Here is a 17,931-nt window from a genome sequence, read left to right as displayed (position 1 = left end):
CGACACCCCTCACGTCGGCCGCGGGCCGGCCGCACCCGGGTCCCCCGCCGCTGCGGCCCCCGGCTCGATCGGTGCCGCATCCGTGTGCGCCGTATTGGTGTCGGCCGGGTCCTTCTCGTGCCGGCTGGCGAACAGGAACGGGATGCCGATCAGCTGAACCGCTCCTCCGATGACCAGCGACGTGCCGTAGCCCCAGAGGTCGGCCGCGCGCCCGAGCGCGGGCTGGATGAAGACCCCGCCCAGGCTGCCGAACAGCGAGTCGAAGGAGAGCACGGTCGCACGCTGCTTCGACGGGATCATGTCGTTCAGGTAGGACTGACGAACCGGACCGGCCACCGCGAACACGAAACCCCAGATCATGAGCAAGACGACCGCGAACCAGAACAGGCTGATCACCCCCAGCGCCACGAGGACGAGGATGCTCACCAGCGATGCCCCGATCACCGTCGTCGTGCGCTTCGCGAACAGTCCCCGGATGCGCGGGGCGAGCACGCCGCCCGCGACCTGCGCCAACGACAGGATGGCGGCTGCGAGTCCGGCGATCGAGTAGGCGGTCGTGTCTCCGTACAGCTCGAGCAGATACGGCTGCAGTGCATAGAAGGCGTAGATGCCGACGCCGGAGGCGAACGGCGCCGACAGGATCATCCACCGCACCGACCGCTTGCGCAGCCCGTGATCGATCGACTGCTTGAGCACGTTCCTGGTCGCCGCGACCGGGCCCATCGAGTGGTCGGGCGTGAAGCCCAGGTCCTTCATCACGATCGCGGCGAACACCAGCATGACGAGCAGCACCGCGGCTCTCAGCAGGAACGGCACCCCGAGATTGGTCGCCTGGGCGATGATGCCGCCGAGAACCGACCCGACAAACATCGAGATCCCCGTGACGACCAGGCCGCGGCCGAACACGGTCTCGAGACTTCCGGCGTACTTGGCGAACGCCAGCGCGTCGACGAGCCAGGCGTCCACCGCGCCGGAGAAGAACGTGAAGCCCAGGCCGAGCAGTGCCGACACGATCGCCCACCAGACGAACGGCGCGTGCCAAAGCCACAGCAACCAGTACAGGCCGGTCGTCACCGACAGGGTGATCGTGCCGAGCAGATAGGACGCCTTCCGCCCGACGGTGTCGGCGACGACGCCCGTCGGGATCTCGAAGATCACCATGCCGGCGGTGAAGAACGCGTTCGCGGCGAACGCCTCGAAGTTCGACAGCCCGGCGTCGAGCAGGAAGAGCGTGTTGATCCCCCAGATCAACGACGCCGCAAGCGTGTTGCCGAGCATCAAGGTCAGGTAGACGCGCTGCACTCGACGAGCCGCCGGGTTCATGACCCGCGACCGATCGGCTCATCCCGTCTCGTCACCCACGCATGATGGACCCGATCACGAGGGCATGGCAACGACCGATTCGCTGTGGCGCCCTCCTCTAGGGCCCGCCGATCACCTCGAACCCTGCCGTCAGCAGATCGACCGTGCGCGACGACCGGCCGACCTGCAGCTCGAACGCCCCCGGCTCGACTCGGCGCACTCCGTCCGCGTCGACGATCGTGCACTCCGAGACCGGGAGGACCAGTCTCACGCGCGCCGTCTCGCCGGGTTCCAGGTCGACCTGGCGGAACGCCTTCAATTCGCGGTCGGCCCAGCTCACGCTGGTGACGAGGTCGCTCACATAGACCTGCACCGTCTCACGGACGGGGCGCTCCCCGGTGTTCCGCAGCGTCACCTCCGCCTCGATGACGTCGTCGACGCCGAGCGCCGAGCGCTGCAGCGCCAGGTCCGAGTACTCGACGTTCGTGTACGACAGTCCCTGCCCGAACGCCCACGCGGGCGCCTGCGTCAGGTCGGCGTACCGGTCACCGTGCTGCCCGCGGAGCTGGTTGTAGTACGTCGGCTGCTGGCCTACATGCCGGGCGAAGGAGATGGGCAACCGGCCCGACGGCTCCACGCGGCCGGCGACGATCTCGGCGATCGCCTGCCCGCCCAGCATGCCGGGGTTCGCGACCCACAGCACGGCGGCCGCCCGGGCGACCGACGGCGGGAGCACGAGCGGTTTGGAGGCGAGCAGCACCACCACGACGGGCTTCCCGGTGGCGATCACCGCGTCCAGCAGGGCGATCTGACCGCCGATCAGCTCCAGGGTAGCGGTGGAGCGTCCCTCCCCCACCAGCTCGATCCGGTCGCCGACCACCGCGACGACAACGTCGGACGCTTCCGCTGCGGCGACGGCCTCGTCGATCAGGCGCTGATCCACCGGGGAGGGCACCACGACCGACGGCCGCGGCTGCCCGTCGGGGAACGTCGCGCCCCGCGGGTCGTCCTCCAGCGTGAGGATGTCGGCGCCGCGGGCATGGCGGACGTTCCATCCGTCGATCGCGCGCAGGCCGTCGAGAACCGTGGTGATCATCTCGCGCGGCTGTCCGTCGAGCCAGCCCGCCTGCCCGGAGCCGCCGGCCCAGTCGCCGAGCTGCGTCTGGGCATCGTCCGCGAGGGGACCGACCAGCGCGATCTCGAGCCCGGGGGACGTCAGCGGCAGCGTTCCGTCGTTCTCCAGCAGCACGATCGAACGGCGTGCGACCTCCAGGTTCACCTCGGCGTGCGCGGCGCTGCCGACCACCGCATCCAGCTCGGCCGAAGGCAGGCGCGGATCTTCGAACAGCCCCAGGTCGAACTTGAGGGTCAGGATGCGACCGACGGCGGCGTCGAAGGCGTCTTCCGCGAGCATCCCGCGTGCGACAGCCTCCAGTGCGCCCTCGTAGAAGTGCGGCGTGGTCATGACCATGTCGTTCCCGGCCCGGACCGCCGCGGCCGCTGCATGGGCGTAGTCCGGCTGCACCTTCTGCTCCCAGACCATGCGGCCGACGTTGTCCCAGTCCGTGATGAGGGTGCCGGTGTAGCCCCACTCCCCGCGGAGCACCTCGCTGAGCAGCCAGTCGTTCACCGTGATCGGGACGCCGTCGGTGCTCTGGTAGCCGAGCATGAAGGTGCGGCACCCTTCGCGGGCGACGCGCTCGAACGGAGGCAGAAACCAGCTGCGGAGCTTCCGCCGCGAGATGTCGGCCTCGCTCGCATCCCGGCCGCCCTGCGTCTCGGAGTAGCCGGCGAAATGCTTGGCCGTCGCGAGGATCGCGGTCGGGTCATCCAGCCCGTCGCCCTGGTAGCCGCGCACCATGGCGCTCGCGAGCTCGCCGATGAGGAACGGGTCCTCGCCGAAGGTCTCGCTGATCCGGCCCCAGCGGAGGTCGCGGGCGATGCACAGCACCGGCGAGAAGGTCCAGTGCACGCCTGTCACCGCGACCTCCTCCGCGCTGGCGCGGGCGACGCGCTCGATGAGCTCCACATCCCACGACGCGGCCATGCCGAGCTGGGTCGGGTAGATCGTGGCGCCCGGCCAGAACGAGTGCCCGTGAATGCAGTCCTCCCCGACGAGCAGCGGGATGCGCAGCCGGGTCTGGGCGGTGAGGCGGTTCGCCTCCACGATGCGCTCCGGCGACGTGTGGAGGATCGAGCCGACGTGGCGCCGCAGCACGTGGTCGTGCAGATCGTCGCGCGCGTCGAGCTGCAGCATCTGCCCGACCTTCTCCTCCAGCGTCATGCGCCCGAGGAGATCGCGGACACGTTCGGCCGTCGTGAGCGTCGGGTCCTGGTAGGGGAGAGCCTCCTTCGTGGATTCGGTGCCGATGTCGGTGAGGATCGAGGTCATGCGGTGTTGCTCTCCGGTGAGACGTCGGCCGGCGAGGCCGTGGTGATCGAGCCGGTCGGGGTCGACGGCGTGCGCACCTGGGTGACGGCGGTGTTGAGGTTCATGCCCTTGCGCTTCATGGCGCGGGCGCGCTCACCGGCTGAGCGGAGGCGCGGGTTGACGTACTCGTCGATGCCGAAGTTGATCAGCGCGAGCGAGACGCCGAGCAGCGCGATGCAGAGGCCGGCGGGAACGTACCACCACCAGAAGTCGGGGAACGCATTGTTCTGCTGCGCCCAGAACAGGATGGTCCCCCAGTTCAGGTTCGACACCGGGATGACCCCGATGAAGGCGAGCGTCGTCAGGCCCAGCACGGCGGCCGTCATGGTCCCGACGAAGCTGGAGGCGATGATCGCCATCAGGTTCGGCAGCATCTCGACGAGGATGATACGGTGCAGCGGCTCCCCGTTGGCCCGGGCCGCCTGGATGAAGTCGCGGTTGCGCAGCGACATCGTCTGCGCGCGCAGCACGCGCGCGCCCCACGCCCAGCCGGTCAGGCCGAGCACGGCCGCGATCAGCGCGAGCGGCGGGTCGTCGAACTGCGACGCGACGATGATCATCAGCGGGAGGCCCGGGATGACGAGGAACACGTTCGACAGCGCCGACAGCGACTCGCTCTTCCAGCCGCGCAGGTAGCCCGCGGTCACGCCGACGACGATCGCCACGATCGTGGCCATGATCGTCGCGAGGAAGCCGACGACGAGCACGCCGCGCGTTCCGTAGACGAGCTGGCTGAAGACGTCCTGGCCGATGTGGGTCGTCCCGAGGAGGTGGCTGAACGACGGCGGCTGCAGGGTCTCGTTCAGGTTCTGCGCGTTCGGGTCGTACGGCGCGATCAGCGGGGCGAAGATCGCGACCAGCACGAACACGCCGAGGATGATCAGACCAGTGGCGGACTTGCGGTTGCTGAACATGGCGAGCGAAGCCCTGAGCTGCGACCAGAAGGTGGCCCGCTTCGAGGCGGGCTCCAGGGCGGCCTCGGCGGAGACGGCCTTCATGTGGAAGGTGGCGGGAGTTCTCATGGGTCAGGCCTCCGTCTGACGGGTGCGCGGGTCGAGGATGGCGTAGGCGATGTCCGCGATGATGTTCGCGATCAGCACCGCCAGGACCAGGACGAGGAAGATGCCCTGCATGAGCGCGTAGTCCTTCGCGTTGGTCGCGTTCAGCAGAAGCAGGCCGATGCCGGGGTAGGAGAAGACCATCTCCATGACGATCGTGCCGCTGACGATGAAGCCGATCGCCAGCGCGAAGCTCTGGATCTGCGGGAGCACCGCGTTCCGCGCCGCGTAGCGCCACAGCACCCGCCGATTCGGCATGCCCTTCGCCTGCGCGACGGTGATGTAGTCCTCGTCGAGCACGGTGAGCATCATGTTGCGCATCCCGAGCACCCAGCCGCCGAGCGAGACGATCACGATCGTGGCCATCGGGAGGGCCGCGTGCGAGGCCACCTGGCCGATGAATTCGCCGTTCCAGCCCGGTTCGACGCCCAGCTCGTAAGCGTGGCCCGCCGGGAACCAGCCCAGCGTGGTCGAGAAGATCGCGATGAGGATGAGCCCCAGCCAGAAGTAGGGGATCGTCCCGAGGAAGGTCGTGATCGGCACGAACACGTCCAGGCGCCCACCGCGCTTCCAGCCGATGACCGCGCCCAGCGCCGTCCCGATCAGGAACGAGACGACCGTGGCGAAGCCGACGAGCCCGAGCGTCCAGGGGAGGGCCGAGGCGATCGCGTCGCCCACCGGCGCCATACCCGTCGAGAGGGAGACGCCCAGATTGCCGTGGAGCAGCATGTTCCAGTAGTCGACGTACTGCTGCCAGAGCGGCACCGACTTGTCGAGGCCGAACAGGAGCCGCAGCGCCTTCTCGGCCTCCGGGGTCAGCTGGCCCTGGCTGCGCGCCATATAGGAGGAGACGGCATCGCCCTTCATCAGCCGGGGGATGAAGAAGTTGATCGTGATCGCCGCCCACAGGGTGAACGCGTAGAAGGCGGTGCGGCCGCCGATGAACCGCCACGGGATGCGCGCCCGCCCGCGCTCGGCGCGCGTGGCCGTCGTTCCGACGAGCGTCGGGTCGATCGGGGCCCGGTTCGGGTCGGCGGAGCCGAGGCCGGCCGACGTCGTCGCTTCGGCGCTCACAGCGCACCTCCTGCAGTCTGAGCGGTCATCGCTCCGAAATGGTTCTCGGGATCGGGGGACGCCGCACGGAGCTCGCGCGTGTACGGGTCCTGCGGGCGCAGGATCACGTCGTCGGCTGCGCCGTGCTCGACGATCCGGCCCTGATTGAGCACGATGATCTCGTCGCTGAAGTGCCGGGCGGTGGCGAGGTCGTGGGTGATGTAGAGCACTCCGAGCCCCTCCTCCCGCTGCAGATCGGCGAGGAGGTTGAGCACGCCGAGCCGGATGGACACATCCAGCATCGACACCGGCTCGTCGGCCACCAGGAGCGCCGGGCGGGAGGCGAGCGCGCGGGCGATGGCCACGCGCTGCCGCTGGCCCCCGGAGAGCTCGTGCGGCCGACGGTCGATCACCGCGTCCGCATCCAGCTGCACCCGGTGCAGCAGTCGCCGCACCTCCGCGTCGACCTCGCCGCGCGGAACGACGTGGTCGAGCCTTAGCGGGCGCTCGATGTGGTGGCGGATCGAGTGCGACGGGTTGAGGGAGGCGAACGGGTCCTGGAACACCATCCGCAGCTGCTGCCGGTACCGCCGGAGCCGCTTGCCGCTCCGCGGGATCGGAGCACCGTCCAGCAGGACGTCGCCGCGGGTCGGGGTCTCCAGCTGGGTCAGGATCTTCGCGATCGTCGACTTCCCGCTGCCCGACTGGCCGACCAGCCCGATGGTCTGCCGGGGGCCCAGCGTGAAGCTGACGTCGTCGAGCGCCTTCAACTGACCCGACCCGCGGACGTTGTAGATCTTCGTGACGTTCCTAAACTCGAGCGTGGTCATCGGACGACCACCCCTCTCTCCCCGGTGAGTCGCGGGAACGACTGCAGCAGCCGCTGCGTGTACTCGTGCTGGGGGTCGGACCAGAGCTGCTGGGCCGGCGCCAGCTCGACGATCTCGCCCTCGCGCATGATGGCGATCCGGTCGCTGATCTCCAGCAGCAGCGGGAGGTCGTGGGTGATGAAGACGACGGAGAACCCGAAGTCGTGGCGCAGCTGCGAGATCTGCTTGAGGATCTCCCGCTGGACGAGCACGTCCAGCGCGGTCGTCGGTTCGTCCATCACCATCAGCTGGGGGCGGAGGGCCAGCGCCATGGCGATCATGACGCGCTGGCGCATCCCGCCGGAGAGCTCGTGCGGGAAGGAGCGCACGCGTTGTGCGCCGACCTTCACGATCTCGAGGAGCTCGATCACGGCGGCCTTGCGCTCGGCGCGGGTCATGCCGGGGCGGTGGACCTCGAACACGTCCTCGAGCTGCGAGCCGATCGTCGCCACCGGGTTGAGCGCGTTCATCGCGCCCTGGAAGACCATGGAGATCTTGTCCCAGCGGAAGCGGCGCATCTGCTCCGCGTCGAGCGAGTTGATGTCGATGTCCTCGCCGCCCTCGTCGTGGAAGACCACGCTGCCGCTGGTGATCACGGCCGGGGGCTTGAGGAGGCGCTGCACGCCGTAGGCGAGGGTGGTCTTACCGCAGCCGCTCTCGCCGGCCAGGCCGACGATCTCGCCGCGCTTGATGTCGAGGGTGATGTTCTTGACCGCCGCGACCGGCGGGTCCACGTCGTACACGACCGAGAAGTCGCGTACGGAGAGCAGGGAGTCTGTCATGGTGCGTCGTCGCTTTCGTGCTGTCCGCGGATCGTCCGGGGCGGACGGGCGCGTGGCCTCGATCCGCCCCGGACGAGTGGGGGCGTGCTGCTCTACTTGCCCGCGGGCTTGAGCTTCATCAGCACCTGGACCGCCGACGGCTGGGTCGGGTCGGCGGTGGCGTACTGGTTCTGCTCGCTCGGCCAGCCGGTGAACTTCCGGGTGTTGTACTGGGCCAGCTGCGGGTGCGTCCCGATCGCGATCGCGGGGACGTCGTCCACGAAGATCTTCTGCAGCTTGTTCAGCGCCTCGGTGCGCGCGCTGTCGTCGGACGCCTGCGCGTACTGCTTCAGGAGGGCGGTGGCCTCCGGGTTGCTGTAGCGCCCGAAGTTGTCCGAGACCTTGCCGTCGGCCGCCTGCTCCAGGTAGCTGCCGTTCATGACGTCGTCATAGATGTGCCATGGGTTCGAGCCGGAGCCGGTCCAGTGGAGGGCGGCGTCGAAGTTGCCCGAGGCGACGTTGGCGAACCAGGTGTCGGCGTCCGGCGTCGCGACCTTCGCGTCGGCGCCGAGGGTGCTCTTGATCTGGTTGGCGACGAGCTGGATGCCCGTGACGTAGTCGTTCCAGCCCTGCGGGTCCTGCAGGGTGAACGAGACCGGCTTGCCGGACGGGTCCATCAGGGCGCCGCTCTTCCAGGTGTAGCCGGCGTCGGTGAGGACCTTCTTGGCGCCGTCGGCGTCGATCGTGAACGTCTGGTCCTTGTAGTCGGAGGCGATGTACTGGTCGCCGGTCGGCTGCGGGATGCCCGTCACGTTGGTGAGCTCGGGTCCCGCGTTGCTGCGGGCCTTCTCGGCGTGCGCCTTGCGGTCGACGACCATGTTCACGGCCTTGCGGAACGCGACATCGTTGAAGGGAGCCTTCGTCGTGTTGACCAGGATCATGTCCGGGCTCAGCACGTTGGCGCCCCAGAACACGTTGTGCTTCTTGTCCTTGTCGACGTAGTTCTTCTGGTAGTCGGTGATGAAGATCTGAGCCCAGTCGGTCTCGCCGGTCTGCAGCGCGCGGAGGAGGCCGGTGTTGTCGTTGTACTCGAGGTACTTGAGCTGGGCCACGGGGGCCTTGCCGCCCCAGTAGCCGTCGCGCGCGTTCAGCACGACGCCCTGCGACGAGAAGCTCTTGATCGTGTACGGGCCGGTGCCGATCGCGTCCTTGACCGCGTCCTTCGTCGGGTCGGCGATGCTCTTCCACTGGTGCTCGGGGACCATGGCCACCTGGAGCACATCGCCCTGCTTGACGAACTTCGACTCGCTGAAGCTGAGGACGACGTTGTCTCCGTCCTTCTTGATGTCGGACAGCTTCAGGCCGCCCAGGTCGAGGGCCGGAGTGTTCTTGATGAGGTTGTACGTGAAGACGATGTCGTCCGCGGTGAAAGGCTTGCCGTCGCTCCACTTGACGCCCTTGCGCGGGGTGACGGTGAGCTGCGTGTAGTCGGAGTTCCACTCGACCTTCGACGCGAGCCACGGGGTGGTCTCGTTCTTGCCGACCGGGTTCACGATCGCGAGGGGCTCGTAGATCATGCGGTCGTAGCCGAGCGACATGCCGGAACCGGTGGTGATGAACGGGTTGTTGATCTGCGTCGCCAGGATGGCCGCGCCGTCCGGCTTCGCCACGGTGAGCGAACCGGTGCTTCCGCCGTTCGCTGAGGCGGAGCCGTTCGACGAGCAACCGGTCAGCGCGAGCGCTCCGATCGCCGCGACTGCGGACGCCGTGATCAAGTACTTCCTAAGCCTCATTGCTTCTCCTTCATGGCGGACACGTTCGTTGTGCCCGGGATGGTGCTGCGATTGATACTTGCTTACTGGTCAGAAAGTAATCAAGTTGGAGCGAGGTTACTGGCTGGTAAGCTCGGCCGCAACCAGTCCCCAGCAGAAAGCACGACGGAAGGGCCCATGAGCAGCGGCAACGCCCACCCGCGCCCGGAAACGGAGCGGAAGCGCACGGATATCCTGCGGGCGGCGATCGAGACCTTCGGAACGAAGGGGTCCGTCAACGGGACGCTCAACGACGTGGCCGAGCAGGTGGGGATCACCCACGCCGGCGTCCTCCACCACTTCGGGTCGAAGCAGAACCTGCTTCTGGAGATGCTGGAGTTCCGTGACCGCGACGACGTCGCCCACCTCGCGAGCCGCCGCATCCCCGATGGCCCAGCGCTTTTCGCTCATCTCGTGGCGACCGCGCAGCGCAACGCCCAGCGCCCCGGGATCGTGCAGGTCTACACCGTGCTGTCGGCGGAGTCGGTCACCGACGAGCATCCCGCCAAGGAGTTCTTCGAGGAGCGGTACCGCACGCTTCGCGGCGAGGTGGCCGACGCGTTCCGCGAGCTCTGCGCGCAGCAGGGCGTGACCGAGCCGGACACGATCGCGCAGGCCTCCGCTTCCATCCTCGCCGTCATGGACGGCCTGCAGCTCCAGTGGCTGCTCGACCCGGACGCCGTCGACCTCGCGGGCGCGAGCGAATTCGCGATCGAGACGATCGTGAACGGGGCGCTCAGCCGCGGACCGCGCCTGTCGTCATACCTCAACGACCCTCTGCCCTGACCGGCCGCGTTCACCGACACGCCCCCGATCACCGGACCCGCAGCTGGATTGCGGCGACACTGGCCACGTGCAGCATCTGCGAATCATCGCCCCCGCCGACCTCGTCGACCGGGTGCTCACCACCCTCGAGGACAGCGTCGCGACGACCAACATCGTTCGCATCCCGAAGGCCGCCTCCCGACCGCCCGGCGACCTGGTGCTCTGCGATGTCGCCCGCGAAGGGTTGAGCACCCTTCTCGACCGGCTTCAGCAGCTCGGGGTGCAGCACGAGGGCTCGATCTCGGTCGACGACATCGGCGTGGAGATCTCGGATGCGGCGAGGCGCGCAAGCCGCGCAGCACCCGGGCACGCCGCCGACGCGGTGGTGTGGCAGGAGATCGAGCAGCGCACGCATGAGGAGACCAGCCTCTCCCCCACGTTCTTGACGTTCATGTCCGTCGCCACCATGATCGCTGCGATCGGTGTGGTCTTCGACGAACCCATCCTCATCGTCGGCGCGATGGTCGTCGGCCCGGACTTCGGCCCGCTCGCCGCCCTCTCGGTGGGGCTCGTGCGGTGGCGGCGCCGGATGATCGCTCAATCCGTCCTCGCCCTCGCCGTCGGGTTCGCCGTCGCCATCGTGGTCACCATCCTGTTCACCTTGGTGCTCACCGCGCTCCACCTGATGTCACCCGCCGACCTGCTGCACTCCCGGCCTCTGACCGATTTCATCTGGAGACCGAACGTGCTCAGCTGGGTGGTCGGCTTCCTCGCCGGCGTCGCCGGCCTGCTGTCCCTGTCGACGGCGAAGTCGGGCGCTCTCATCGGGGTGCTGATCTCGGTGACGACGGTCCCGGCCGCCGCGAACGCCGCCGTCGCTCTCGCCTACGGGGCCACCGAGCAGTCCGTCGGCGCGCTCATCCAGCTGGTCATCAACCTCGCCGCGATCACACTCGGCGGGGTGGCGACCCTGGTAGCGCAACGGGTGAACCAGCGGCGGCGCACAGCGGAGGCCAGCGCGGGGCAGCAGCACGGCACCGCCTGACCCTCTCGCCGCCACGGCCGTAAAGGCGAGAAGATCATCACTGGAGGCAGCGCTCCCGCTCGGACGCCGTCACTGACCGACGGAAGGGGGCCGGGCTGTGGGAGATGCGCTGGGGTACGTGATCCCGCTCGCTTTCGCGGGACTGCTGAGCTCGGTCCCGCTGACGGCGACCATCGTCATCCTCCTGTCGCCCAACCAGCGGCGATCCTCCCTCCCCTTCGTCATCGGGTGGACCGCCGGCATCTTCCTCACCGCGGCCTTGTTCTCGCTGCTGGCGCAGGTGCTGCCGCTCACCGAGAACCGCCAGCCGGAGGCGGCGGTCGGCATCGTCGAAATCCTCATCGGCGTGGCGCTGATCGTCCTTGCGATCGTCCAGTGGCGACGTCGTCCGGCGGTGCCATCGACTGCAGAGCCCCGATGGCTGCGTGCCGTACGATCCTTCGGCCCGTGGAGTTCACTCGGGTTCGCTCTCGCACTCTGCTTCCGGCCGAAAGCGATACTGCTCAGTGTCGCCGCAGGCCTCGCCATCCGGGGCGCGAACCTGTCCGTGAGCGAAGCCGTGGTCGTCATCGCCGTCTACACCCTGATCACCGCCTCGGGCGTCATCGCGCTCGTGGTCGTTGCGCTCGCCTCCCCTCGGCGCACTCGCCCGAGGCTGGAACGCGCGCGGGAGTGGATCGCCTCCAACAGCGCTGCCGTCACCGTGGTGGTTCTCGCCCTCGTCGGAGTCTTCGTCCTCGGCAGCGGGATCGCGCACCTGACCTGATCGTCACCACCGCGCTCGACCACGTCGGCACAGCAGCGCGAGAACTTCGCGTCTCCACTCTGCTTGCCGTGTGTAAACAACTCGTGACGTTTTGGACCGGAAGAAGTTGCGGAGGCCGGCAATTCATATGCTGCCTCCATGACCTCAACCCCCACGGCTGCGACAGCGCCAGTAGCTGCTCAGCGTCCGAACGTCACCAGCGTCGAATCGGGCGGCATCGAAGCGATCCCGCCGGAGCGACGGCACGGGTCGCCGTGGCAGCTCTTTGCCACGTGGACGGCCCCGAATCTCGAGTTCGCGACCATTTTCGTCGGCGTGATCGCGGTCGCGTTCTTCGGGCTGGGCTTCTGGCAGGCGATGACTGCGCTGATCTTCGGCACTGCGCTCGGCGCCCTCACGCAGGGCATCCTCTCCACATGGGGTCCCCGCGAGGGGCTCGCCCAGATGGTGATCGGCCGCACCGCGTTCGGCAGCCGCGGCAACATCCTCCCGTCGGCCCTCAATACGGTGATGGCCGGCCTCGGCTGGTTCGCGGTCAACTCCGTGAGCGGCGCGTTCGCACTGACCACGCTGACCGGGATGCCCGCGGTACTGTCGCTGCTGATCGTCGTGGTCGTCGAGGTCGTCGTTGCGTTCATCGGACACGACCTGGTGCAACTCTTCGAGCGCTACGCGACCTACATCCTCGGGGCGATCTTCCTGGTCGCCACCGTCACGGTCTTCCTGCACGCGGACCTCACGGGCGCGGTCAAGGGCGGCGGCTTCAGCTTCGCGGGCTGGACGCTCACCGCAGCGGCGGCGTTCGGCTACGCCGCGGGCTGGAACCCGTACGCCTCCGACTACAGCCGGTACCTCCCCGCCGGCACCAGTCGGCGTGCCATCGGCTGGGCCGCGGGTCTCGGCAACTTCGTCAGCTGCGTCGTGCTGATGGCCGCGGGTGCCGCCGCGGCCACGATCGCCGGATTCAACCCGGACGATCCGACTGCCTCCTTCACCGCGCACATGCCGACGGTGATCCGCGACCTGACGCTCCTCGCGATCGCCGTCGGCGCGATCGCCGCCAACGCGCTGAACATCTACTCCGGCGCGATGTCGTTCCTCGCGGCGGGCATCCGGATCCCGTTCGCGTGGCGGCGGGCGATCGTCGCGCTCGGTTTCGGCATCATCGGCTTCTTCATCGCGTGGAGCGCGTTGCCGGACGCCGGGGCCAAATACGAGGGCTTCCTCCTCGTCATCGCCTACTGGATCGCCCCGTGGCTCGGCGTCGTCCTCACCGACCGCTGGCTCCGTCGTGGCACGGAGATCGCGAGCCTGGTCACCAGCCACGCGCGGTACCGGAACCCGGCGGGCTGGATCTCGCTCGTGGTCGCGGGCGCGGTGTCGATCTGGCTGTTCTCGGCACAGACGTTCTACACGGGCCCGATCGCCGCTGCAGCCCCGATCGGCGACCTGACCCCGCTCGTCGGATTCGTACTCGCAGCGGTGCTGTACTGGATTCTGTTCCGGGTGTTCAACGTCCAGCTCGGCGCGAGCCTCGACACCGAGCCGTCGGTGATCGTCGGGGTGGATGCCGCAGACGAGGTCGCATGAGCGCCGCTGACGCGGACGCCCGCATCTACGCGACCGACGCCGAGAAACTCGCCGTCGCGACGGCCGAGGCACGGCTGGGCGCGGGCGCCGGCGGCATCCCGATCGGGGCGGCACTGTTCGACGGCGAGGGCCGGCTGCTCGGGAGCGGCCACAACCGGCGGGTGCAGGACGGCGATGCGTCCATGCACGCCGAGACCAACGCCTTCCGCAATGCCGGACGCCAGCGCAGCTACCGCGACACTGTCATGGTCACCACCCTGTCACCGTGCTGGTACTGCTCCGGCCTGGTCAGGCAGTTCGGCATCGGACGCGTGGTCGTCGGCGACGACCGCAGCTTTTCCGGCGGCCAGGACTGGCTGGCAGAGCACGGCGTCGACATCGCCGTCATCAACGATCCCGAACTGATCGCGATGATGGGAGCCTTCATCACGTCCAACCCCGGCTTGTGGAACGAGGACATCGGGGAGGAGTAGCGGCTCGGACGCCGCACGCACGGTGATCGCGCCGGAGTCAGAGCGAGACGACGTCGGTGAACCGTGTCAGGGCTGGTGGCCCGGCCAAATACTCGCCGAGGCCCGAAGCGCCGGGTCCGGCCCGCCACGCACGGTAGGCGTCGTCGTGCTCGAGCGACTCCCAGTGCTCGACCGCGACCACGTGGGCGGGGTCTGTGACGTCCGTGACGATCTGCACGCCGAGGCAGCCGTCGAACGCGCGCGTGTCCGCGAGGATGCCGAGGAGCGCGCGCGGCCCGTCCTCGAGGTGGTCGGCCGCGAAGCGCATGTCGAGGAGGGAGGTGACAGTCATGCGGGCGACGCTAGCACTCGGGCGATGCTCGGGACGCGGGCGGAGGCGTGACCGGTGTCCCCTTCATCGTGCTCGATGACAGATTCGAGGTCGCCGGCGCCCAGTCGCTGGCCCGGTATTGCGAAGCGCTCGAGTGCGCGGCGCGTCCGGCAGCACGGGTGGCTCGGTGATCGCGTGCATCACCCAATGTCGGCCGCTCTCGGCACCACCCGAAAGTAGTAGGGCCTGCTGATGCGGCGGTCTAAACCGGAACTCCAGCTTCAAGGAGTCGCCTATATCGAGCCGCGAATGCGTCCTTTCCACCCTCCAGGATGAGACAGATGGCATCGCTGACGATGTGGTCTTGTATCGAGCCCGCAACGTCAGTGGTTGGAACCGGCACGTTGTGCTCCATGACGACAACCAGTTCGGCGTCTCCGTTGACCACGACATTGGCGTTGTGCGTTACAACGATGACCTGCCGCTGCGACTTGCTCGCCGTCAGAGCTCGAACGACCAGGTCGGAAATCAATTTGTTGTCGAGATCGTCTTCAGGCTGATCACGCACAAGCGGGTCGTCGCTGAGTTGCAGGATGACTGCGAGAAGGGCAGCTGTCTTTTGCCCAGGAGACGCCTGATCGAGGTTCATTAGCTTGCCGTTCGGGGTAGGCCTGTATTGAACTCGGAGCCTGTCCTCTGGGGAACCAGAGGTCTACCTCGGTGGAAACATCATGCGCGTCCAGCGTCAAAAGGTGAGTGTAGAAGCGGCCTTCAATGGCACCGATCCAGTCGAGGAACATGGAATCCTGACCTCGAACGAGAAGGTCCTTAAGCGCCTCTCGAAGTTTGTCAAGGGATTCTAAGTAGGCAGGACTTTGAGCGTGCTCCAGGCCCTGCCGAAGTCCGGAGCGCGCCGTGAACGCACCGTCAAAAGCTGTTGGCTTGTTCAGCAGTCCACGCAAATCCCCCTCAAGACCGTCTTCCTCTCCTTGTTCGTACACATCAAGTTTGAGATCCGGAGTTGGAAGCTTTTGCAAGTAGTCTCTGCGACGTCTCGTCAGTTGTGAGCGGAGAGCGCGGATTTCTAACAACAAATCGGCGGCTTCTCACTTTGCGAGACAATCGCGCGACGGAGCGATTCGAACCCTGAAGCGGCACTCCCGTCCCTTCGAGATGCCCAGAAAAGTGCAGAGTCTCACGTCGTTTGCCGAAGCCCAACGCATCGATTCCGGTTCGGATGTCGTCGGTAATCCCTACGCTCGACCTATGAGCCGCAGCACACGCGAGGACCTTGGCCATCCGGATGAGCTTCCCGAATACGCCATTCCCCTATGGCCAGATCTCTCGCGGTGGCCAACCGCTCACGATGTCACCACATTCAGGCGCGGTACGCATCGAAATCCGGATGCCCGCCTTGCAGTCCTCAACGGGCTTCGCTCTTGGTCAGAGATCAACCTCGGCCCGATCTGGGCATGGACGAGCGCGTTCCTCGCTGTGATGATCGCAGGAATCGGAGGCATGATCGCCATTCAAGCCCCGACCGCCCAATTAGTTGTCTGGGCTGTCATCGTCCTCTTGGCCGCTTTCTTCCTGATGAAGGTTCTGGCGCTGAGCACGACAGCGGACAGCCGACGCCGGCGTGCCCACGTCTGGCTGCGAGCCCTCGAATGACGAGTCCCACCTACGCAGAAATCGTCGGCTCGCTGAGCCTTTTGTGAAGTTCCCAGATTGGCCATTTCTGGTATTCGGCATAGCGCTCAGCCGGGAGCTGACGAGACAAATCATCGACGCTTTCCGTGTCGCCGAGAAGGATCTCGCACGCCAATTCGAGCTCGATGCGATTCTCGGGGTCATCTCGCACGACCTGGCGCCTGAACTCGCGCACTTCGCTGCGCTGCTCGGCAGAAAGACCTGCGCGGCGCACCACGATCTGCCACCGGTTGATAAGGTGATGCGCCGCCGAGTCTTGGGAGATCACCCACTCATTTAGCCGCTCCGCACCGTCAAGGAATTCGGGCCCCCGTTCCACGCACGAATCTGCGGCCTCCAATAGCGCGAGCACCCGTTGGTTGGCCAAGCCCAACGTGGTCGGGAAGTCAGCTAGGGCCTGGTACGCGCCGACGATGGATTCGAGTCGCAGATTCAGCACCGTTTGCAGGTGCTCGACTTCGACGATGTCGTAAGCGGTGATAGGGATGCGATCGTTTTCCCCATCTTCTTCGCCGGAACTCCAGCGGAATTGTTGACGTATCTCGGCGCTGAACGGGTCGACGATCCGCCATCGGCCGTCTGCGCTGCCCGGCGAAATGAGCAGCATGAGGTTCCATTTCCCGAGCGCCTGGAGCACCCTAGACACCTCCCAATTCGGGTTTGGGATTTCCTCACCCCGAACGATGGCGCGGTAAAGGACAGCGAGCTGCTCGCTCTCGGCCTCGCTGATTTCGCTCAGGTCCACCAGTCGCGTGTTCACCGCGAGTGCATCGAATAGCTCCTGTAACTCCTTCAGCGCCGCCAGATGCTTGCGCATCTGAGCCCCCTCGGCTTCCTTTGTGATCACGAAAGCAGACGCCTGCCCGTTTAGTTCCAGCGTCTGGGTGTCGAGCAAGGCGGCAAAGAAGTCCATCGCTTTTAGCCGGTCATACAGGACGTTCTCCAGAGTCAGGTTGACGCTGGATGACCGGCCCTCCGGCAAGTCCCGCATAATCACATGCAGGCCTTCCGAGAGTCTGAGCTCCACGGTGTCTTTATCAATCCGTCGAAGGTCTACGCCTTGATACGTGGTGTGTCCGCTACGCAGCCTGATGTCCGCATGGTGCCAGAGATAACCATGAGGAAGTATCTGAAATTGACCACTCAGCGGTATCGAGAGACCGTCGGTAGTGTTCAAGACCAGCGCGAAGTCGGTGGTGCCGGGCGATAGGGTCAGGGGGCCTTCGAGTTCCTCAAGTCTGAGGTTGGACGCCGTGTGGACCGTGAAGCTCTCTAGTCGAGAGAACAGCACAGGGTCGAACCCAATGGTCACGTTCTGATCTCGAGTCTTCAAAGCCAAGTCCACGAGGCTCTCGATCTGGCCCGGATCGTTTGGCAGTTTTTTCAGCGGGACCGAGACCGAGTCTCTCTCTGCCTCTGCCGCCTGCAACAGCCACTCGATCGCATACGGAGACAGCAGCGCGTAATACGGCGTACGATTACCCGATTTCTTGTCGATCGAGACGACGAAGTAGAGGACGCCTGAATCCTTCTGAAACGCCAGGAGGTCGGTCTTGGCGACAGCGTACGTGGAGGTTGGCCCCTTCGACCTCCCCGAGCGGCCCTTCACTTGGACCGTCACCCTGCCCCGCCATTCCTTTTTGCTCCGATGCAAACCGGAATAGAGGTCGATGTAACCATCAGTAAAGGGTGTCTTGTCATTTGTGGTGATGAAGGCCTGCAAGTGAGGACAACGTGCCAGCATGCTCATGATCTTGCTAACCGCCAGCGCCTCCACGTCCATGCGGTCATTCTGTCAGCGACCACAGACGGGATGCAGCGAGCGCATCACCGCCAGGAACCTTTGAGGCCAATGACCGTGCTGCAGGCGGGCTGGACTGCCGCTCGCTCGCTTGCCGACATGCATTATGAGCCGTGTGCTCGCCTTAGGCCCTTTCAGGGGCACCGCAGGAAAGGGAAGGCCGCGGAATTCCGCTGCTTTCGGCGC

General features: G+C 66.6%; 16 protein-coding genes. 6 read left to right on the top strand and 10 right to left on the bottom strand.

Annotated elements, in window-relative coordinates:
- Positions 1-9: 9 nt before the first annotated feature.
- The 7 genes from QRN40_RS08120 to QRN40_RS08090 form a co-directional block, all read right to left on the bottom strand.
- A complete protein-coding gene (locus tag QRN40_RS08120) occupies positions 10-1,323 on the bottom strand; it encodes an MFS transporter (protein WP_285115063.1) in 1,314 nt (437 codons plus the stop codon).
- A 97-nt stretch (positions 1,324-1,420) separates the two neighbouring features.
- Positions 1,421-3,694, bottom strand: a complete 2,274-nt coding sequence (locus QRN40_RS08115) for an exo-beta-d-1,3/1,6-glucosidase (protein WP_285115062.1) — start codon at positions 3,692-3,694, stop codon at positions 1,421-1,423.
- Entirely contained in the window at positions 3,691-4,755 is a 1,065-nt protein-coding gene (locus QRN40_RS08110; protein ID WP_502878904.1) for an ABC transporter permease, read from the bottom strand. Before QRN40_RS08110 ends, QRN40_RS08115 begins: the two co-directional genes overlap by 4 nt.
- Positions 4,756-4,758: 3 nt before the next feature.
- A complete protein-coding gene (locus tag QRN40_RS08105) occupies positions 4,759-5,748 on the bottom strand; it encodes an ABC transporter permease (RefSeq protein ID WP_285117461.1) in 990 nt (329 codons plus the stop codon).
- A 113-nt stretch (positions 5,749-5,861) separates the two neighbouring features.
- Complete coding sequence (locus QRN40_RS08100) at positions 5,862-6,674, bottom strand: ABC transporter ATP-binding protein (RefSeq protein WP_285115061.1); 813 nt, start codon at positions 6,672-6,674, stop codon at positions 5,862-5,864.
- Positions 6,671-7,495, bottom strand: coding sequence for an ABC transporter ATP-binding protein (locus QRN40_RS08095; RefSeq protein ID WP_285115059.1), 825 nt, complete (start codon positions 7,493-7,495; stop codon positions 6,671-6,673). Before QRN40_RS08095 ends, QRN40_RS08100 begins: the two co-directional genes overlap by 4 nt.
- A 92-nt stretch (positions 7,496-7,587) precedes the next feature.
- Complete coding sequence (locus tag QRN40_RS08090; protein WP_285115058.1) at positions 7,588-9,267, bottom strand: ABC transporter substrate-binding protein; 1,680 nt, start codon at positions 9,265-9,267, stop codon at positions 7,588-7,590.
- Positions 9,268-9,423: 156 nt separating this feature from the next.
- Between QRN40_RS08090 and QRN40_RS08085 the strand changes: the two genes are divergently transcribed.
- From QRN40_RS08085 to QRN40_RS08065, 5 genes are all read left to right on the top strand, one after another.
- A complete protein-coding gene (locus QRN40_RS08085) occupies positions 9,424-10,071 on the top strand; it encodes a TetR/AcrR family transcriptional regulator (protein ID WP_285115057.1) in 648 nt (215 codons plus the stop codon).
- Positions 10,072-10,138: 67 nt separating this feature from the next.
- A complete protein-coding gene (locus QRN40_RS08080) occupies positions 10,139-11,095 on the top strand; it encodes a DUF389 domain-containing protein (RefSeq protein WP_285115056.1) in 957 nt (318 codons plus the stop codon).
- Positions 11,096-11,192: 97 nt separating this feature from the next.
- The gene (locus QRN40_RS08075) at positions 11,193-11,861 is read left to right on the top strand and encodes a GAP family protein (RefSeq protein ID WP_285115055.1); all 669 of its coding nucleotides are present in this window, start codon (positions 11,193-11,195) and stop codon (positions 11,859-11,861) included.
- A gap of 138 nt (positions 11,862-11,999) precedes the next feature.
- Positions 12,000-13,451 carry a purine-cytosine permease family protein gene (locus QRN40_RS08070; protein WP_285115054.1) on the top strand — a complete coding sequence of 484 codons (1,452 nt, stop codon included), beginning with the start codon at positions 12,000-12,002 and terminating at the stop codon, positions 13,449-13,451.
- Positions 13,448-13,924 carry a nucleoside deaminase gene (locus QRN40_RS08065; protein ID WP_285115053.1) on the top strand — a complete coding sequence of 159 codons (477 nt, stop codon included), beginning with the start codon at positions 13,448-13,450 and terminating at the stop codon, positions 13,922-13,924. Before QRN40_RS08070 ends, QRN40_RS08065 begins: the two co-directional genes overlap by 4 nt.
- 37 nt (positions 13,925-13,961) lie before the next feature.
- Here the strand turns inward: QRN40_RS08065 and QRN40_RS08060 are convergent, their stop codons facing one another.
- On the bottom strand, positions 13,962-14,255 hold the full coding sequence (locus QRN40_RS08060) for a putative quinol monooxygenase (RefSeq protein WP_285115052.1): 294 nt from the start codon (positions 14,253-14,255) through the stop codon (positions 13,962-13,964).
- 241 nt (positions 14,256-14,496) lie between these two features.
- Positions 14,497-14,883, bottom strand: coding sequence for a hypothetical protein (locus tag QRN40_RS08055; protein ID WP_502878903.1), 387 nt, complete (start codon positions 14,881-14,883; stop codon positions 14,497-14,499).
- Positions 14,884-15,500: 617 nt separating this feature from the next.
- Here QRN40_RS08055 and QRN40_RS08050 point away from each other — a divergent pair.
- Entirely contained in the window at positions 15,501-15,905 is a 405-nt protein-coding gene (locus QRN40_RS08050) for a hypothetical protein (protein ID WP_285115051.1), read from the top strand.
- Between the two features lie 10 nt (positions 15,906-15,915).
- Here QRN40_RS08050 and QRN40_RS08045 read toward each other — a convergent pair whose 3' ends face one another.
- Entirely contained in the window at positions 15,916-17,727 is a 1,812-nt protein-coding gene (locus tag QRN40_RS08045) for a hypothetical protein (RefSeq protein WP_285115050.1), read from the bottom strand.
- Between the last annotated feature and the right edge of the window lie 204 nt (positions 17,728-17,931).

Origin of the sequence: Leifsonia sp. fls2-241-R2A-40a (assembly GCF_030209575.1) — a bacterium.
In the GTDB taxonomy this organism is placed as follows: Bacteria; Actinomycetota; Actinomycetes; order Actinomycetales; family Microbacteriaceae; genus Leifsonia.
Note: the sequence above shows the minus strand (reverse complement) of the source record. Positions and strands in the feature narration are given on the sequence as shown.